Source organism: Nonomuraea sp. NPDC004580 (assembly GCF_040609855.1).
Lineage (GTDB): Bacteria > Actinomycetota > Actinomycetes > Streptosporangiales > Streptosporangiaceae > Nonomuraea > Nonomuraea salmonea.
Genome location: NZ_JBEXLH010000010.1, coordinates 1 through 16,206, shown reverse-complemented (window position 1 = coordinate 16,206; position 16,206 = coordinate 1). Strand labels below are relative to the sequence as shown.

At 69.3% G+C, this 16,206-nt stretch carries 13 protein-coding genes, 1 tRNA gene and 2 pseudogenes; 10 read left to right on the top strand and 6 right to left on the bottom strand.

The window, feature by feature from the left end; translation table 11 throughout:
• The first annotated feature begins 83 nt into the window (after positions 1 to 83).
• Both ABZW11_RS13305 and ABZW11_RS13300 read left to right on the top strand, forming a co-directional pair.
• The gene (locus tag ABZW11_RS13305; protein WP_355415916.1) at positions 84 to 398 is read left to right on the top strand and encodes a prevent-host-death protein; all 315 of its coding nucleotides are present in this window, start codon (positions 84 to 86) and stop codon (positions 396 to 398) included.
• 2 nt (positions 399 to 400) lie between these two features.
• On the top strand, positions 401 to 811 hold the full coding sequence (locus ABZW11_RS13300; protein WP_355415914.1) for a type II toxin-antitoxin system VapC family toxin: 411 nt from the start codon (positions 401 to 403) through the stop codon (positions 809 to 811).
• A gap of 233 nt (positions 812 to 1,044) precedes the next feature.
• Here the strand turns inward: ABZW11_RS13300 and ABZW11_RS13295 are convergent, their stop codons facing one another.
• Positions 1,045 to 2,805 (bottom strand): ATP-binding protein, encoded by a 1,761-nt coding sequence (locus ABZW11_RS13295; protein ID WP_355415912.1) that lies wholly within the window; start codon positions 2,803 to 2,805, stop codon positions 1,045 to 1,047.
• Between the two features lie 894 nt (positions 2,806 to 3,699).
• Between ABZW11_RS13295 and ABZW11_RS13290 the strand changes: the two genes are divergently transcribed.
• The 3 genes from ABZW11_RS13290 to ABZW11_RS13280 all read left to right on the top strand — a co-directional run bounded on the left by ABZW11_RS13290 (position 3,700) and on the right by ABZW11_RS13280 (position 5,785).
• On the top strand, positions 3,700 to 4,206 hold the full coding sequence (locus ABZW11_RS13290; protein WP_355415910.1) for a SigE family RNA polymerase sigma factor: 507 nt from the start codon (positions 3,700 to 3,702) through the stop codon (positions 4,204 to 4,206).
• Positions 4,203 to 5,066, top strand: coding sequence for a hypothetical protein (locus ABZW11_RS13285; protein WP_355415908.1), 864 nt, complete (start codon positions 4,203 to 4,205; stop codon positions 5,064 to 5,066). The genes ABZW11_RS13290 and ABZW11_RS13285 overlap by 4 nt, the downstream gene beginning before the upstream one ends.
• A gap of 401 nt (positions 5,067 to 5,467) precedes the next feature.
• Positions 5,468 to 5,785, top strand: coding sequence for a hypothetical protein (locus ABZW11_RS13280; protein ID WP_355415906.1), 318 nt, complete (start codon positions 5,468 to 5,470; stop codon positions 5,783 to 5,785).
• Positions 5,786 to 5,879: 94 nt separating this feature from the next.
• Here the strand turns inward: ABZW11_RS13280 and ABZW11_RS13275 are convergent.
• From ABZW11_RS13275 to ABZW11_RS13265, 3 genes are all read right to left on the bottom strand, one after another.
• Positions 5,880 to 5,952 (bottom strand) — tRNA-Ala (locus ABZW11_RS13275).
• 16 nt (positions 5,953 to 5,968) lie between these two features.
• Positions 5,969 to 6,697: an HAD family hydrolase gene (locus tag ABZW11_RS13270; protein WP_355415901.1), complete on the bottom strand. Its 729-nt coding sequence runs from the start codon at positions 6,695 to 6,697 to the stop codon at positions 5,969 to 5,971.
• A 15-nt stretch (positions 6,698 to 6,712) separates the two neighbouring features.
• Positions 6,713 to 6,832, bottom strand: coding sequence for a DLW-39 family protein (locus ABZW11_RS13265; RefSeq protein ID WP_020542320.1), 120 nt, complete (start codon positions 6,830 to 6,832; stop codon positions 6,713 to 6,715).
• A gap of 492 nt (positions 6,833 to 7,324) precedes the next feature.
• Here ABZW11_RS13265 and ABZW11_RS13260 point away from each other — a divergent pair, with 492 nt between their 5' ends.
• From ABZW11_RS13260 to ABZW11_RS13250, 3 genes are read left to right on the top strand one after another with little or no spacing between them, the layout of a single operon-like run.
• Positions 7,325 to 7,537 (top strand): copper ion binding protein, encoded by a 213-nt coding sequence (locus ABZW11_RS13260; RefSeq protein ID WP_355416261.1) that lies wholly within the window; start codon positions 7,325 to 7,327, stop codon positions 7,535 to 7,537.
• Complete coding sequence (locus ABZW11_RS13255; protein WP_355415899.1) at positions 7,534 to 8,529, top strand: hypothetical protein; 996 nt, start codon at positions 7,534 to 7,536, stop codon at positions 8,527 to 8,529. The genes ABZW11_RS13260 and ABZW11_RS13255 overlap by 4 nt, the downstream gene beginning before the upstream one ends.
• A gap of 28 nt (positions 8,530 to 8,557) precedes the next feature.
• On the top strand, positions 8,558 to 10,765 hold the full coding sequence (locus ABZW11_RS13250) for a heavy metal translocating P-type ATPase (RefSeq protein ID WP_355416259.1): 2,208 nt from the start codon (positions 8,558 to 8,560) through the stop codon (positions 10,763 to 10,765).
• A gap of 411 nt (positions 10,766 to 11,176) precedes the next feature.
• On the opposite strand, the pseudogene ABZW11_RS13245 reads toward ABZW11_RS13250, so the two are convergent.
• Positions 11,177 to 11,908 (bottom strand): annotated as a pseudogene (locus ABZW11_RS13245) (MFS transporter); the annotation flags it as partial.
• 95 nt (positions 11,909 to 12,003) lie between these two features.
• On the opposite strand from ABZW11_RS13245, the gene ABZW11_RS13240 reads away from it, so the two are divergent.
• Positions 12,004 to 13,395: a PLP-dependent aminotransferase family protein gene (locus tag ABZW11_RS13240; protein WP_355416257.1), complete on the top strand. Its 1,392-nt coding sequence runs from the start codon at positions 12,004 to 12,006 to the stop codon at positions 13,393 to 13,395.
• Here the strand turns inward: ABZW11_RS13240 and ABZW11_RS13235 are convergent.
• Complete coding sequence (locus ABZW11_RS13235; protein WP_355415897.1) at positions 13,354 to 13,869, bottom strand: universal stress protein; 516 nt, start codon at positions 13,867 to 13,869, stop codon at positions 13,354 to 13,356. The genes ABZW11_RS13240 and ABZW11_RS13235 overlap by 42 nt on opposite strands.
• A 108-nt stretch (positions 13,870 to 13,977) precedes the next feature.
• Between ABZW11_RS13235 and ABZW11_RS13230 the strand changes: the two are divergent.
• Positions 13,978 to 16,206 (top strand): annotated as a pseudogene (locus tag ABZW11_RS13230) (hypothetical protein); the annotation flags it as partial.

The following is a 16,206-nucleotide window of genomic DNA, read 5'->3' as shown; positions in this document are numbered from 1 at the left end:
CAGCCACGGCCCCTTCGGGCTTGACGATTATCCAGGCGTGCTACTAGGTAGCACCGAATGGCACAACCCTGTAGACTTCAGACGTGAGCACTCCTGCGTCTGACCACTCCCATGAGATCTCTCAGCGCGACCTGCGCAATCGGTCAGCCGAGATCATGGATGGACTGGAACGTGGGGAGCGGTACGCCGTTACCCGTAATGGCCATCACATCGGTGATCTGGTCCCGCTCCGCCGCCGGCGCCGGGCCGTTTCGCGTGCCGAGTTCGCCGCCGTGTCGCGTGGCATGCCACGACTGGACGACCGTAAATATCGCGAGGACATGGACCGCCACGTCAACGACGATCTCTACGATCCTTACGATCGCGCATACGGCAGACGCGAATCCGCAGAGGACTAGGGATGACCCACTCCCTAGGGCTGCTCGACACCAACATCCTCATCCTGCGCGCCGGCATCGATGCCGACGAGCTCCCTGATGAGATGATGATCAGTGCCATCACCACCGCGGAGCTCTCGGTCGGAGTCTTGGTGGCGACAGGGCCGCAGGAACTCGCCCAGCGAATGAAGATCCTGCAGACCGCCGAAGCCGAATTCGATCCCCTCCCTTTCGACGACACCGCAGCCCGCGAGTACGGCCAGTTGTGGACGGCCATCATCGCCTCAGGACGCAAACCACGCCCCCGCACTGCAGATCTGATGATTGCCTGTGTGGCGATCGCGAACCGGCTCCCCCTCTACACCTGCAACCCCAAGGATTTCAAGGGTCTGGACCACCTGATTACGGTAGTTCCGGTCACTCGTCCCCAGTGAATTCCGCAGGGGCCTTGTGGCAGCTCTGCACGATGGAAAGGCCACCTCCCGATCATGGGAAGTGACCTTCGAAGTGCAGTGGAGCCTAGGAGATTCGAACTCCTGACTTCCTGCTTGCAAACGGGAGCCGGTCATGACGTGGAAGTCTCATAGCCCTGGTCAAGTGGCAGATGAAGATCGGTGGAGTGTGATCACGTGAGGCGGCGTTGCTGTATCTGTCTGCTGTACGGCCGTTACCCGGGCTCAGCCGGTGGGAAAAGGGAGCCCTGTCGTGTGCGGCGGTAGCGGGCGGTCGAGCTTCTCGGTGAGCTTCCGATCAATTCCACCGTGCCTTCGTCACGCATGATCGAGAGCCAGCGCCGTACAGTCTGATCGGTCAGGCCGGTACTTCGGGCCAACTCGGCTCGCGAGAGGGTCTCGTCGCCAAGCGCGTTCAGCAGTTGAGGGCGTCGATCGCTCCGTGTCGACGCAGGTGCCTCCCCCGGAGGAGGGCGGTGCCCCCGCTGGGACAACTCGTACTGCGCCCATCGCCTGCTCCCGGTCTGAGTCACTAGTTCACGTGCCACCAGATCCCCCAGTTCGGCCGTAGCCACACGCGAGTCCACACCGGTCGTGCTCCGGTAGGAGCGGTTGTCCAGGATCTCTCCATTTCGGAGCATCGCCAGCGCGATGCACTGACTGCCGGAGAGGCCTCCTTCGCCCAGACTCTCGATCCACCTCACGACTTCCTCGTTCAGCAGAGCGTGATTGGGGATGGTAACGGTGAAGGCGGACACACGGTCATCGAACTGCGGTGGACTCATCCCGGCCGCCCGGAGGGCGGAGACCATGGCGCGGATTCCAGAGCCCCGGTTCTCACAAACCGTCCGTGTCTCACCCGGAAGAGGAACGTCCTCCAGCATCCTCATCAGGGTCGCGTTGCGTGCGGACGAGATCCCTTCCTCGGTGAGGTTGTCGATGGTCACCGGGCCGAACAAACCGCCAGGGCTTCGAATGGTCAGCCTGTCCGGGTACATCTCAATCTGAATCTGAGTACCCCGCGCGGCGCTGGACAGATCCCGGTGTACGAGCGCATTCACCACGGCTTCCCGAAGTGCGGTCTCCGGGTACTCCCAGACGTCGTCGCGGCCTGCTCCTCCGATGACTGCTCTCCTGGACATATTGCGCCGGATCGCAGCCAGCGCGTCGCGGACCATGACGGGGATGGGTCCTTCGACTGTGAGGTTGTCAAGAAAGCGAGTGCCAGTCGCTGATGGCTGACCGGTGACCGAGGGGTAATGCACGAAGCTGATCATCAGCTGGGGGAAATACTCCTGCGGGTAGGAGCCGAGCGCGAGCAGGGCTGCCAAGGAGAGCGTTTCCGTGCCGTCATGTCCAGTTACTAGTACCCTGGCTCGCCTCAGCAGGTCGTCACGGTCAAGATCTGCAAAGGCATGAGGCCTGTTGGTACGGAGTCTCGCGATGAACGACTCCAGGGCGTTTGGATCAAGAAGCTGGAGGCCGGTTCCCGAAATGGCCTGCTCGTCCTCACGAGGCTGCCCGCGTGAGGACAGCATGATCTGAACCTCGTAGCTCGACAGCCGCCGATCCCCATCGCCTACGCGTACGAAGCTGCCCTTGGTCATCCCGGCACCTTTGTAGAAACACGGTCGCTGGGCCGGATCCAGTTCGGGGACTTCTGCCACGATGATCTTCACACCTTCGAAGTCGTGGACGCGGATCAACGGCCGCAGAGCGGGTTCCATGTCAGTGGAGCAGAGAGAAGCCAGGTCGTTGGAAAGCTTGGAAGCATCACGTACACCCGTTGCCGAAAATCCCGTGCTCTCGCTCAGGCCGAGGATGAGCACACCACCGTGAGTGTTGGCGAAGGCGGAGAGCGTCTCCCGGATCGTCTTCGGCAGCTCGCGCTGGGACTGCTTCACTTCCACGTCGGAGATGTCCCCGCCGAGAACGCGGAGGTTGGCAATGACCTCGGAGAGCTCTTCGTCGAGCACCTTGTACTCCCTGAGCAGCGCGGACGAGCATGCTAGTTAGCATGCTAGTTAGCATGTCTCGGCTAAGTAACAGGAATCACCAAGCCGGGCACCTGAAGAGAGGGCTTTCTCGGCTCTCCTCCACTGGCGGCGCCGGGATGTAGCTGTATATATCGGCTGTACTCGAAGCGAAGCGAGGATCAATGGGGCGCGCTCCCGTCCAACAGGCGGGCACGGATGGGTGGGCTGAGGCCCGCTGCCGGCTCCCAGCGGAGGGCATCGCGTTCGTTGCTCAGCCCTTCCAGATCGTCCGGGCTGAGGAGTGTCTTGGAGAAGCCGTTTATGGTCCAGCCGCTCCGGCCGGGTTCCCAGAAGCTAGCGAAGAGTACCGGGGCGCACCCAATGACCTCTACTTCGCCTAGGGAGAGGAGCAGGACCGCCACGCCATCAGACAGCGGTTCGGCTTCCCGATCCTGCAGGCGCACAGCGAGCGCGTGGAGACGGCTCCGACCTCGACGATAGGCAGTCCACGGGTGACCACGAGTACCCCCTGTTGACCGCCCTCAATGGCCCGGTGATGGCCCGGCGATCACGTCCGCGACTCGCAGCGGCCGCCCACGCGCGGCCCGTCCCCTGGCTCACCCTTGTGTGCGCGATCTGGCGCCTACGCAGGTAACGCCGGTTCCTGCGGGATGAGTACGCCCTGTCCCTTTCACGATGGTCAGGCTGGGTGCGCGGGTGGCCGCGGCTGTGGCGAGGGGACGCGGATACGGTCCACAACCGGAATCATCATGTCGCGGTCCACCGAGCCCCTCGTGGGTGAACGGGCACGGTGGCCTCCCGCAAGGCTGCCTCGTCGGCGCGCCATAGGTCCGGTAGGGGATCGCGTCTTAGGAGGCGACCAGAGGAGATCTGTTGAACAACGAGCAGAAACGCGACTTCGCCGACTTCGTGTCGGCTCGGTCGGACAGCCTGATCAGGCTCGCCTATGTCCTCACCAACGACCAGTACGCGGCTGAGGACCTGCTCCAGACCGCGCTGACCAAGACCGCGGGCCGCTGGAACAAGATCCGCGAAAACCCCGAGGCGTACGTGCGGAAGGTCATGTACCACGAACAGGTCAGCCGCTGGCGAAGTCCCCGCTGGGGCAGGGAAAGGGTGGTGGAGTCGCCCCCTGAGCGGATGATGGGCGATCGCACGGCCCAGGTGGACGACCACCTCACCCTCCAGCAGGCTTTGCGCGCGCTGCCACCGCGCAAGCGCGCCGTGCTGGTGTTGCGTTACTACGAGGATCTCCCGGAATCCGAGGTCGCCAAGATCATGGGCTGCTCGGTGGGAACCGTACGCAGCCAGACCCATCACGCTATCGCCCGTCTCCGCGAGCTGGTCCTCGAACCCGTCATGCAGGAGGTCTGGAAATGAACGTCGACGAAACAACGATCGCCACTGAGCTACGGCGGCTGGCGGACGCCTCCCGCTCCGTGAACGGCCAGGCCATGGCGGCCCGGGCCGTCGCGGGGGCCAGACGCCGCCGCCTGAGCTGGACGCTGGCCGCCGGTGCGCTCGCCGCCGTCGCGGCCGGGACGCTGGTCGTGGTCCCCATCATCCGGAACACGACCATCGTCACGGCGGCTCCGCCGGCGAGCGGCCCCTCCGAGCTGCCGTCGAACACCCCTGGGCAACTCCAGGCCGTACGGGACTGCATGCCGCTGGGAGGGCCGGTCGACGGCATGGACCCCCGCAAGCGGCAACCGCTGGACTCCGACGTCAAGGACTTCCGCGAGCTGGTGGTGTACCGCGATGCCGTCGGCTCGACCGCACTCGTCGGGAGCAAGGCCGGCTTCGTCCTCTGCACACCGCAGAAGTACAAGGAGGCGTTTCCCAGCGTTCCCGTCTTCACCCCTTGGGGATCCACCCTGCCCGGCAACCTCGACGCGGGCGTCTCGGGCCCGCTGACCGTGGACGCGTACACGACCGGAACCGACTCCAACGCCATGTCGGACGACAACCAGAGCGGCGGCGGCTACCGCATCGCGGCAGGACGCGTGACGGAGGAGGTGACCCACGTCGAGATCGACTGGGCGGACGGCAGGCACACGGACGCCGCGGTGGCCAACGGCTTCTTCATCGGGCGGGTGGCGGCCCGCCCGAAAGCGGACGGCAAGCACCTCGACACCCCCGGCGTGACCGTGACCGCGTACGACGAGACGGGCCAGGTCATCAGCCGGAAGGCGAAGGTCCTCTTCGCTCCTCTCGGCCCCAATCACAACAACGCGGGCTGAACCGGAACATAAATTGGGCGGATATCGCGGAGCCGGTCAGCATGGGGGCGCTGAAGCGCCTGGGGCAGCACCTCAGCTTCTGAGCCATCCACGCACTTTGCCTTTCAGGGCCGCTTCCCCAGGAAGCGGCCTTCAGCATGCCGCGAGGAACCCCGATCTGTCGGTCTCTCTCACTACGATCACCGCATGTTCGGCTTAGAGGCGTTGGAGTCGCTTCTCCCCGTCCTGCTACTGGTGATCCTCGGGCTCGGAATCAGCCGCTGGATGAGACAACGCAAGGTATCGCGCATCTACAGAAATGAAGTGCCAGGGTGACGACCCGGCTGGACCGCTGACCTGCTCAAACACTCGCTCGGTCGGTAACCGTGGCCTTTGATCCTCTGTACGTCGGCCTGGACCTCATGACTCCCATCGATGTGCAGGTCCGGGCGCACGACCTGATCGAGGCGGGACGGTTTCATGACGCTGTGGACCTGATCCGCAAAGAGTCCCAGGTATCCGGGCCGACCGCATGGGAAGTCGCGAAGGTCCTACGTGCCGGTGAGGTGCTGCCGGGCTTCCCGATGTTCGATGAGGATGACCTGCCCACCCGGATCCGCAAGCTGATCGACGCCGGCCACCGGAAGCAGGCCGTCTTTCTTGTGCGAAGCACCGAGGACATGAGCCAGTCAGAAGCTGAGGCCTCCGTCGACTCGCTTTCAGGGAAACCGAACGCCTGACGTCGGGGCATGTTGTCGCCCTAGCTGTACTTTGCAGCTGTACAACATCGAAAAGGCCACCTCCCGATCATGGGAAGTGACCTTCGAAGTGCAGTGGAGCCTAGGAGATTCGAACTCCTGACTTCCTGCTTGCAAAGCAGGCGCTCTGCCAACTGAGCTAAGGCCCCTTACGACGAAGATAGCTTACCGGGCCGAGGAAGCCACCTGCGTCGTTCCAAGGTCATCGCTCAGCACCAACCCCGGGAAGTCCTGGATGGAGTCGAGGATGTGGGTGGCGCCGCCCTTGAGGAGGCGTTCGCGGCTGTGGACGCCGGTCATCACGCCGGCGACGATCGAGGCGCCGGCGCGCTTGCCGCAGAGCATGTCGCTTTCCGAGTCGCCCAGCACCGCGACCTGGCGGACGTCGTCGACGCCCAGCCGGAGCACCGCGTGCAGGACCATGTCGGGCCAGGGGCGGCCGCGGCCGCCGGCGTCTTCTGGGGAGATGGCAAGGTCGATCTTGTCGTGCCAGCCCAGGATGCCGAGGATGCGGCCGAGCGTGGTGCGGCTGAAGCCGGTGATGAGGGCGAGCTTGATGCCGTTGCCGCGGAGCTTGTCGAGGACCTCGAGGACTCCGGGCATGGGTGTGAGACCTGCCCGCTCGATCGCGCCCTCGTAGGAGCGTTCGAACGTCAGGTTCGCCGCCTGGGCCTGCGCCTCGTTGCCGGGGAAGATGCCGCGGAACACGTCGATCTTCGGGCAGCCCCGGGACCGGTGTACGTGAACCATGGCTCGCGCGTACGCACCGGTCCCGGGCACTATGCCCTGAGTCGCGATCGCCTCTGCGAAGGCGCGCTCGACCATGGCGATGTCACCGACTGTGGTGCCTGCCAGGTCCAGGCACACCAGCTTGATGGGGACGATGTCACTCATCGCCTCGCCGGTCGGTTAGTTCTCGCTGCCGGTCGCCTCAGTCCAGAGATCGAGCTCTGCGCGGTCGGCCTGCACCTTACGCCAGATCAGCAACCCCCCAAGGGCGATCAGCGCCAGAACGAGCAGCTTCTTCACGGTGTGACCCCACTTCTTCGACGGCCTCACCTGCCGGGGTGAGACCCAACGGTTGACAAGCAGCCTAGCAAGGTATGGCTGCGGTCCCTGTGTTGCGCACGGACCAGATGGGTGGATTGTGCGAAGGACGGGCGTTCAATCCCTGGTGGGACCGCTATACCCGCCCTCCTGTGTACGGCATATCCGCCGAGGGCGTAGCCGGAAACGGCGACCGGGGGCGCTGGGTGTCACTCCATACGTCCCGTCTGTCGTCGTCATCCTTGTTCGTCCCCCGGAGTCATCCCTGTTCGTCCCCCAAACGGGCAACAGCTCGATCATGCCAAATCGGCGGCGCAGGTGCGCAGCCCGGCGGAGAGTTGACATACCCCCAGGGGGTACATTACCTTCAGCCGAGACGTCCGATACGCCCCAGAAAGCCGCTCAGGTATACCCTAGGGGGGTACGGTGTTAGACTCGAAGAAGAGCACGATGCGATACGAGGGAGACCACGCCATGAGCACCGCCACCTACACCGTCAACGGCATGACCTGCGGCCACTGCGTGAGCTCCGTCAAGGAGGAGGTCGGCGAGGTCGCGGGCGTGACCGGCGTCGAGGTCGACCTGGCCACGGGCCTGCTGACGGTCACCAGTGACGAGCCCGTCGGGCGTGACCTGATCGCCTCCGCCGTGCAGGACGCCGGCTACGAGCTGGTGGATCGCTCATGAACACCGCGGCGAAGCTGGGCTCGTACGCGCTGGGGCTGGCCGTCGTCTTCGGCGGCGCCCTGGGCGCGGGCAAGCTGACGGCCCCCGACCCCACGTCGGCCGCCGCGAGAACGGCCGACGATCAAGAGAGTGCGGGCCCAAGCCGGACGAGCGGCGAAAGCGCCGGTCATGGGCACGCGTCCGACGAGACCGCCGGACCTGAGCAGTCGCACCAAGAGCAAGACCACACCGACGACCAGACCGACCACCACACCACCCCCCAGCAGCAGACGGCCGCCGATACCCCCGGGGGGCTCCAAGTGTCGCAGAACGGCTACACCCTCAACCTCAACGACTCCGTCTCCACCGAGTCCGCCGAGGACTTCGAGTTCACGGTCATCGGCCCCGACGGCTCCCCCGTCACGGACTATGAGGTGGAGCACGACAAGAAGCTGCACTTCATCGTCGCCTCCCGCGACCTGACGAGCTTCCAGCACCTCCACCCCGAGCTGTCCCCCGACGGCACCTGGTCGGTACGCCTCAAGGCCCCGAAGCCGGGCCCGTACCGCGCGTTCGCCGACTTCGTCCCCACGGGCGGCGAGAAGCTGACGCTGGGCGCCGACCTGATGGCCGGCGGCGACTACCGCCCCGACCCACTGCCTGAGGTCAGCCGTACGGCGAAGGCCGACGGCTACACGGTCAGCCTGGACGGCGATCTGGCGCCGGGCAAGACGACCAAGCTCACGCTGACGATCAGCAAGGACGGCAAGCCGGTCGACGACCTGGAGCCCTACCTGGGCGCGTACGGTCATCTGGTGGCGCTGCGCGCGAACGACCTCGCCTACCTCCACGTGCACCCGGAGGAGAGCGACACGGCGGGCCCCGGCATCACGTTCTACGCCGAAGCTCCTAGCCGGGGCGACTACCGTCTGTTCCTGGACTTCAAGCACAAGGGCGAGGTCCGTACGGCGAGTTTCACCGCGAAAGCCGACCCGGACGACCACACGCACTGACGGACGCGAGGAAGGAGAGGTGATGATGATGTCTTCCCTCACCGAAGACAAGGCCGTCGAGCTCACGATCGGTGGCATGACGTGCGCGTCCTGCGCCAACCGCATCGAGCGCAAGCTCAACAAGCTGGACGGCGTGACGGCGACGGTCAACTACGCGACGGAGAAGGCGAAGGTCACCTTTCCCACCGGCGTGGACCCGCAGCTGCTGATCGCCGAGGTGGAGAAGGCGGGCTACACGGCCGAGCTGCCGCCCCCGCCCGCCCCGGTGCAGGAGGAGAAGCCCGGGAAGAAGGAGCGCGACCCGCTCCGCGACCGGCTGGTCACGGCGATCGTGCTCTCGGTCCCGGTGGTCGCGATGGCGATGATCCCTGCGCTGCAGTTCCAGTACTGGCAGTGGTTGTCGCTGACGCTGGCGGCGCCGGTGGTGGTGTACGCGGGCTGGCCGTTCCACAAGGCCGCCTGGACGAATCTGCGCCACGGCGCGGCCACCATGGACACGCTGGTCTCGCTCGGCACGCTGGCGGCGCTGGGCTGGTCGGTGTGGGCGCTGTTCTTCGGCACGGCGGGCGTGCCCGGCATGAGGCACCCGTTCGAGCTGACGATCGGCCGTACGGACGGCTCAGGCAACATCTACCTGGAGACGGCGGCGGCGGTGACCGCGTTCATCCTGGCCGGCCGCTTCTTCGAGGCGCGTTCGAAGCGGCGGGCGGGCGCCGCGCTGCGGGCGTTGATGGAGCTGGGCGCCAAGGACGTCGAGCTGGTGGACGGGCGTCGCGTGCCGGTCGAGCGGCTGAAGGCCGGCGACAGGTTCGTGGTCAGGCCGGGGGAGAAGATCGCGACCGACGGCGTGGTCGAGGAGGGCACCTCGGCCGTCGACGCCTCGATGCTGACGGGCGAGTCGGTGCCGGTCGAGGTCAGGCCGGGCGACCCGGTGACGGGGGCGACGGTCAACGCGGGCGGCCGGCTGGTCGTCAGGGCCACGCGGGTGGGCGCGGACACGCAGCTCGCGCAGATGGCCAAGCTGGTGGAGGAGGCGCAGACCGGCAAGGCGCAGGTGCAGCGGCTGGCCGACCGCATCTCTGGCGTCTTCGTCCCGGTGGTGATCGCGCTCGCGGTCGGCACGCTCGGCTACTGGCTGGGCACGGGTGAGGGCGCGGCGGCGGCGTTCACGGCGGCGGTGGCGGTGCTGATCATCGCCTGCCCCTGCGCGCTGGGGCTGGCCACGCCGACGGCATTGCTGGTCGGTACGGGCCGCGGCGCCCAGCTGGGCATCCTCATCAAGGGCCCCGAGGTGCTGGAGTCGACGCGCAGGATCGACACGATCGTCCTCGACAAGACCGGCACGGTCACCGAGGGCAGGATGACGCTGGCCGCGGTCCACTTGGCCGAGGGCGAGAACCGCGACGAGGTGCTGCGGCTGGCGGGAGCGCTGGAGCACGCCTCCGAGCACCCGATCGCGCGGGCCATCGCCCGCGAGGCCGCCTCCACGGCGACCGTCGAGGACTTCACGAACGTCGAGGGCCTCGGCGTCCAGGGCGTCGTGGACGGGCACGCCGTGCTGGTGGGCCGGCCGCGGCTGCTGGAGGAGTGGTCGCAGCACCTGCCGGAGAGCCTGGTCGAGGCCATGGAGGACGAGCAGGCCAAGGGCCGTACGGCGGTGGCGGTCGGCTGGGACGGCAAGGCCCGCGCGGTGCTGGTCGTGGCCGACGTGATCAAACCGACGAGCAAGGAGGCCATCGCCCAGCTCAAGGCTCTGGGGCTGACCCCGGTGCTGCTGACCGGCGACAACGAGGCCGTGGCGGGCACGGTCGCGGCCGAGGTGGGCATCGACGAGGTCATCGCCGGCGTGCTGCCCGCGGGCAAGGTGGACGTGGTCAAGCGGCTGCAGTCCGAGGGCAAGGTCGTGGCCATGGCGGGCGACGGGGTCAACGACGCCGCCGCGCTGGCCCAGGCCGACCTGGGGCTGGCCATGGGCACGGGCACGGACGCCGCGATCGAGGCCGGTGACCTGACGCTCGTACGCGGCGACCTGCGGGTGGCTCCCGACGCCATCAGGCTGGCCAGGCGGACGCTAGCGACGATCAAGGGCAACCTGTTCTGGGCCTTCGCCTACAACGTGGCCGCCCTGCCGCTGGCCGCGCTGGGCCTGCTCAACCCGATGATCGCGGGTGCGGCCATGGCCTTCTCCAGCGTCTTCGTGGTCAGCAACAGCCTGCGGCTGCGCCGCTTCTCGTGACAGCGACCATCTGACGGCCGGCGCCATCGCGGCGCCGGCCGTCACGAATGCGGCGCCGACCAGCAGCCAGCCGAGGGTGCCGCCGCCGATCACGAGCGTGGTGAGCACGACGGGTCCGAGCATGCGGGCCACGGCCACGCCGGTGCCGAAGAACGCCTGGTACTGACCCTGCCGGTCGTCGGGAGCGAGCCCGAAGCCGATCTCCCAGGAACCGGCCGCCAGCCACAGCTCGGCGACGAGCTGCAGGACGGCCGCCACCAGCAGGAACGCCCACCACGACGGGCTGAGCGCGAACACCGCGCAGGCCGCGAACATCGTCAGCCCCGCCCGCCGCACCGCCCCGGACGCGTCGCGCAGCCCCTTGACCCGGCGGGCCACCCGCACCTGGCAGAGCAGCACGCCGCCGGTGTTGATCAGCAGCAGGACCGAGACGACCCAGGTGGGTGCGTCGGTACGGGCGGCGATCCACAGCGGCACGACCACGTTGAGCAGCGGCATGTAGAAGAGCATCACGGCGTTGATCAGCGTGACGAGCGCGTAGGGCCGGTCTCTGAGCACGGCCAGGCGGGGGCCGGCCGGGGCGGGCGCGGAGCGTACGGATGGCAGGCGGAGCAGCAGGGCGGCGGCGAGCAGGAAGCTCACGGCGTCGAGCCCGAGCACCACGAGATAGCCCTCGCGGGTGCCGGCGTGCAGCGCGAGGCCGCCGATGGCGGCGCCGAGCGCCAGGCCGCCGTTGAGCGTGGCCTGCAGGGTGGCGCGGACGACGGTCCGTTCGGCGGGCGGGATCAGGGCCGCGAGCAGCGCCTGGCGGGCCGCTGACAGCCCGGTCTGCGCGGTGCCGTACAGGCAGGCGGCCAGTGCGAAGAGCGGGAACGTGCGTACGAGCAGGAACGACGCGACGGCCACGGCGGTCGCGAAGGCGAGCAGCACGGCGACACCGCGCGGGCCGCGCCGGTCGGCCAGGTGTCCGAGCGGTACGCCGGCCACCATGCCGACCGCCCAGCCGAGGGTCAGGCCGAGGCCGATCTCGGTGGCCGAGAGCCCGACGACGGTGGAGAAGTAGAACGCCGAGGTGACGAGGTAGACGCCGTCACCGATGGAGTTCGCCAGCTGCGCATGTGCCAGGATTCGCCGAAATTTCATGATGTACGCCCTTCCGAACGATGCCTCCATCTTCGATCCCGACTTGTCCCGAGATAAGCTCCAATTTCCGGCAATCTGATGGGGCCAAATTGGACGTGCACATCAGCCTCGACGGCCGCCGTGACCTGGCCGCACAGGTCTACCGGCAGCTCCTCGACGCCATACTCGACGGCCGGCTCCGATCCGGCGAACGCCTCCCCCCGACCAGGGAGCTGGCCAGGCGCCTGGAGATCTCCAGGAACACCGTCGCCCTCGCCTACGACCGGCTGGTCGCGGACGGGTTCCTGGTGGGCAGGGCGGGCGCGGGCACGTTCGTGTCGGCGGAGCAGGTCAGGGGGCGGGCCGCGCCCAAGGGCGTCGTACGTCCGCGTACGGTCTGGCAGGACCTGCCCCTCCCCCCGGCCCCGTCCCCCGCCGCCCGCCACGACTTCCGCGTCGGCGTCCCCGACGCCCGCCTGTTCCCCATGGACACCTGGCGCCGCCTGGTGGCCCGCGAGCTGCGGGCGAGCGCCGCCGGCTACGCCGACCCGGCGGGGCACGAACCGCTGCGCGCGGCCATCTCCCGGCACATCGGCCTCAGCCGCAGCGTCCACGCGGGCCCCGAGGACGTGCTCGTCACGAACGGCGCCCAGCAGGCACTCGACCTCATCGGCCGGGTCCTCATCGAGCCGGGCACGGTCGTGGCCGTCGAGGAGCCCGGCTACCCGCCGGCCCGCCTGCTGTTCCGCACGCTCGGCGCCAGGGTGGCCGGCATCCCCGTGGACGGCGAGGGCATCGACGTCACCACCCTGCCGAACCAGGCCCGCGTCGTCTACGTCACCCCGTCGCACCAGTTCCCGCTCGGCACCCCCATGTCGCTGGCCCGCCGCGCCGCCCTGCTGGCCTGGGCGGAGCGCCGCCGGGCGGTGATCATCGAGGACGACTACGACAGCGAGTTCCGCTTTGGCGACCGCCCGCTCGAACCCCTCCAGAGCCTCGACAGGGCCGGCCGGGTCATCTACGTGGGCTCGTTCTCCAAGACCCTGCTGCCCATGCTCAGGCTCGGCTTCCTGGTCGCGCCCGCCTCGCTCGCGCCGGCGCTGCGCGCGGCCCGGCAGCTCACGGACTGGCACGGCGCGCTGCCCACGCAGGCCGCGCTGGCCCGCTTCATCGACGAGGGGCTGCTGTCGCGGCACATCAGGAAGGCCACCCGGGAGTACGCCGCCAGGCACGCCATGATCGCCGAGGCCCTCGATGCGGACGAGCGGCTGCTGCCGGTGCCGTCCACCGCGGGGCTGCACCTGTGCGCCCGCCTGGCCCCCGGCGTGACCGTCGAGGACGGAGACGGGCTGGCGGTGGAGTCGCTGGAGGCGTACTGCGGGGAGCGTCCCGCGCAGCGCGGCCTGGTGCTCGGCTACGGCGCGATCAGGACCGACGCCGTGGCCGCCGGCCTGCGGCTGCTCAGGTCACGGATGTCGGCGGGTCCAGCGGCGGTGGCGCTCTCCTGACATCTCCGGGTCGTCGGGCGGCGCGGGCTGCTGCACGATCACCACCGTCGTCCGCGCGTGACGGGCGCAGTACATGCTGGTCGAGGGCAGGAAGATGCGGCTGAGCAGGCCCCGCCGCCCCCGCCCGAGCACCAGCAGGTCGCCCTCGCGGGCCAGGTCGACGAGATGGTAGCCGGGGTCGCCGACCCGTCCGACCGTCGCGATCGTGAGATCGTCCGGTACGCCGCCCGCCACGTCCTCGAACACGGCCGTGATCACCTCCGAGCAGCGCGCCTCCTCACCCTGACGCACCGCGTGCTGCACGGGCAGCGCCTCGGGGAAGGGATGGACGGGCGCGCGGCTGACGTGCACGGCCACCAGGGCCATCCGGTGCAGCCTGGCCGCCCCGATGGCCCAGGCCAGAGCCCAACGCGCGGCCGGGGACTCGTCGACTCCCACGATCAGCCGCGCACCGCCGGGCAGTTCCTGTTCCACGGTGCCTCCTGTCGAAGTACGACCATAGTGCGCCTACCCACCGGTTACCGGGAGGTGGCACTTTGGGAACTCTGGAGTCCCTGGTGAAAGCGGGCGTAGCATGCGGGGGTGGAACGAGGGTGGGTACACCCGCGCCCCGCGCTCGACCAGCGGCTCGACGGGGCCCTCACACACCGGCTGACCGCGCTCGTCGCGACCGCGGGCTACGGCAAGTCCACCGCGCTGGCGGGCTGGGCCCAGGCCGTGGGCGCCGTGCTGCACCGGCTCGGTCCGGCCGACCGCGAGCTTCCCGCCCTGGCGGGAGCCGTCGCCGCTGAGGTGTCGCGGCGCGTTCCCGAACTGCCCGCCGACCTGGTGACCGCGGCGGGCGCGCCGCTCGGTCCCGGAGCGGACGAGACGTCGAGGGCCGCCGCGCTGGCGGGCGCGCTGGCCGAGGCGCTGGCCGGGCGGCTGCGGCGGGGGCTGGTGGTGGTGTTCGACGGGGTGGAGGCGATCGCGGGCGCGCCCGGCCCCGTACGGTACGTCGAGACGCTCGTCAGGGCCGCGCCCCGGCACCTGCACCTCGTGATGGCCGCGCGGGCGCCGCTGCCGTTCCCCACCGCGCGGCTGCGGCAGGACCACGAGGTGCTCGACCTCGACGCGACCGACCTGGCGCTGACCTCGGAGGAGACCGAGGCGTGGGCGCGGGCGGTGCTGGGGGAGCCTGGCAGGGAGATCGCCGCCGAGCTGCACCGCACCTGCGGCGGCTGGCCGGCCGCCGTACGGGCCGCGCTCGACGCACTGACCAGGACCGACGGCTCCGCCTGGCGCTCCACGGTGGCGGGGCTCGCCGCCAACTCGGCCACGCTCGAACGGCTCACGCTGGCCGCGTACGAGGACCTGCCCGCGGCCATGCGCGAGCTGCTGCGGGCCGCGACCGTGCTGCCGATGCTGACCGACGGCCTGGCCGCGACGCTCGGCGCCCCGCCCGACACGCTGGGCACGCTGGCCGGGCGCGGCCTGTTCCTCGAGTCCGCCCAGGACGGCCACCGGCTCACCTCGACCGGCGGCCATGTGCTGGCCGAGCACGCCCCGCTCGACCGGCACGAGGCCCACGACGTGGCCGCCGTGGCCGCCCGCTGGTACGTCGAGCACGACCGTCCCGAGCTGGCCCTGCGCGCCGCCGTCGCGACCGCGCACGCCGAGCTGGCCGCCGCGCTGCTCGACGCGCACGGGCCGCGGCTGGCCGAGCGCGGTGACGTACCGGCCGCACTCGAGCTGCTGCCCGAGTCGGCGCGCGACGCTCCCCCGATGCTCAAGCTGGCCGGCGTCGCCGAGCAGAACCGCGGCCACTGGACGCGCGCCCGCGAGCTGCTCGCGCGGGCCGCCGCGGGCCCCGCGTTCGACGCGCACGTGGCCAGGCGGCTGGCCTTCATCGACCACATGCGCGGCGCGCTCGACTCCGCACTCGCCATGTACGAGCGCGGCCACGCCCACGGCCGCCCGCCCGCCGACGCCGCCATGTGCGCCGCCTCCATGGCGTCGGTGCACTGGCTGAAGGGCGACCGCGCGGCCTGCGCCGAACTCGCGGACAAGGCCCTCGAACAGGCCAGGAGCGCAGGAGACCCGGCCGCGCTGGCGATGGCCAACACGGTGCTGGCCATGCTCGCCGCGCTCGACGGCGACCGCCGCGCCAACGACGCCTATTACCTGCGGGCGCTGGCCTACGCCGAGCGGGCCGGCGACGCCGGCGACGCCGGCGACGCCGGCGACATGATGCAGCTCATCCGCATCCACGCCAACCGGGCCTCCCGTCACCTGGACGAGGCATCATACGCGGAGGCGCTGGCCGAGACGGAGATCGCCGGCCGGCTGTCGGACCTGGTGGCCTTCGCCCCCTTCGCCGCCCTGAACGTCTCCAACCGCGCCGAGGCCCTCATCGGCCTCGGCCGCCTGGAGGAGGCCGCGACCGAGGCCGCCGACGCCGTCGCCCGCTGGGAGGCGATGGGCTCGACGCTGACCGGCGCCGGCCTGACCAGGCTCGCCGCCGTGCACGCGCTGCGCGGCGACAGGACCGCGGCGATCGCGCTCTACCGGCGGGTCATCGCGGACTCCGAGCCGTCGGGCGAGGTGCAGGCGCTCTCGCAGGCACTCAACGGCCTGGCCGAGCTGCTCGCCGACGATGACCCCGACGAGGCCCGCCGGGTGGCCGCGCAGGCACTGGAACACGCCGATGGCATCGCGGGCGTGCCCGCGCGGATCGCCGCCGCCCGCCAGCAGACGCTCACCGCGGTCATCGACTGGAGCTGGGACCTGCTGTCGGAGGCCGAACGCGTGGTCCTGCGCCGCCTCGCCGTC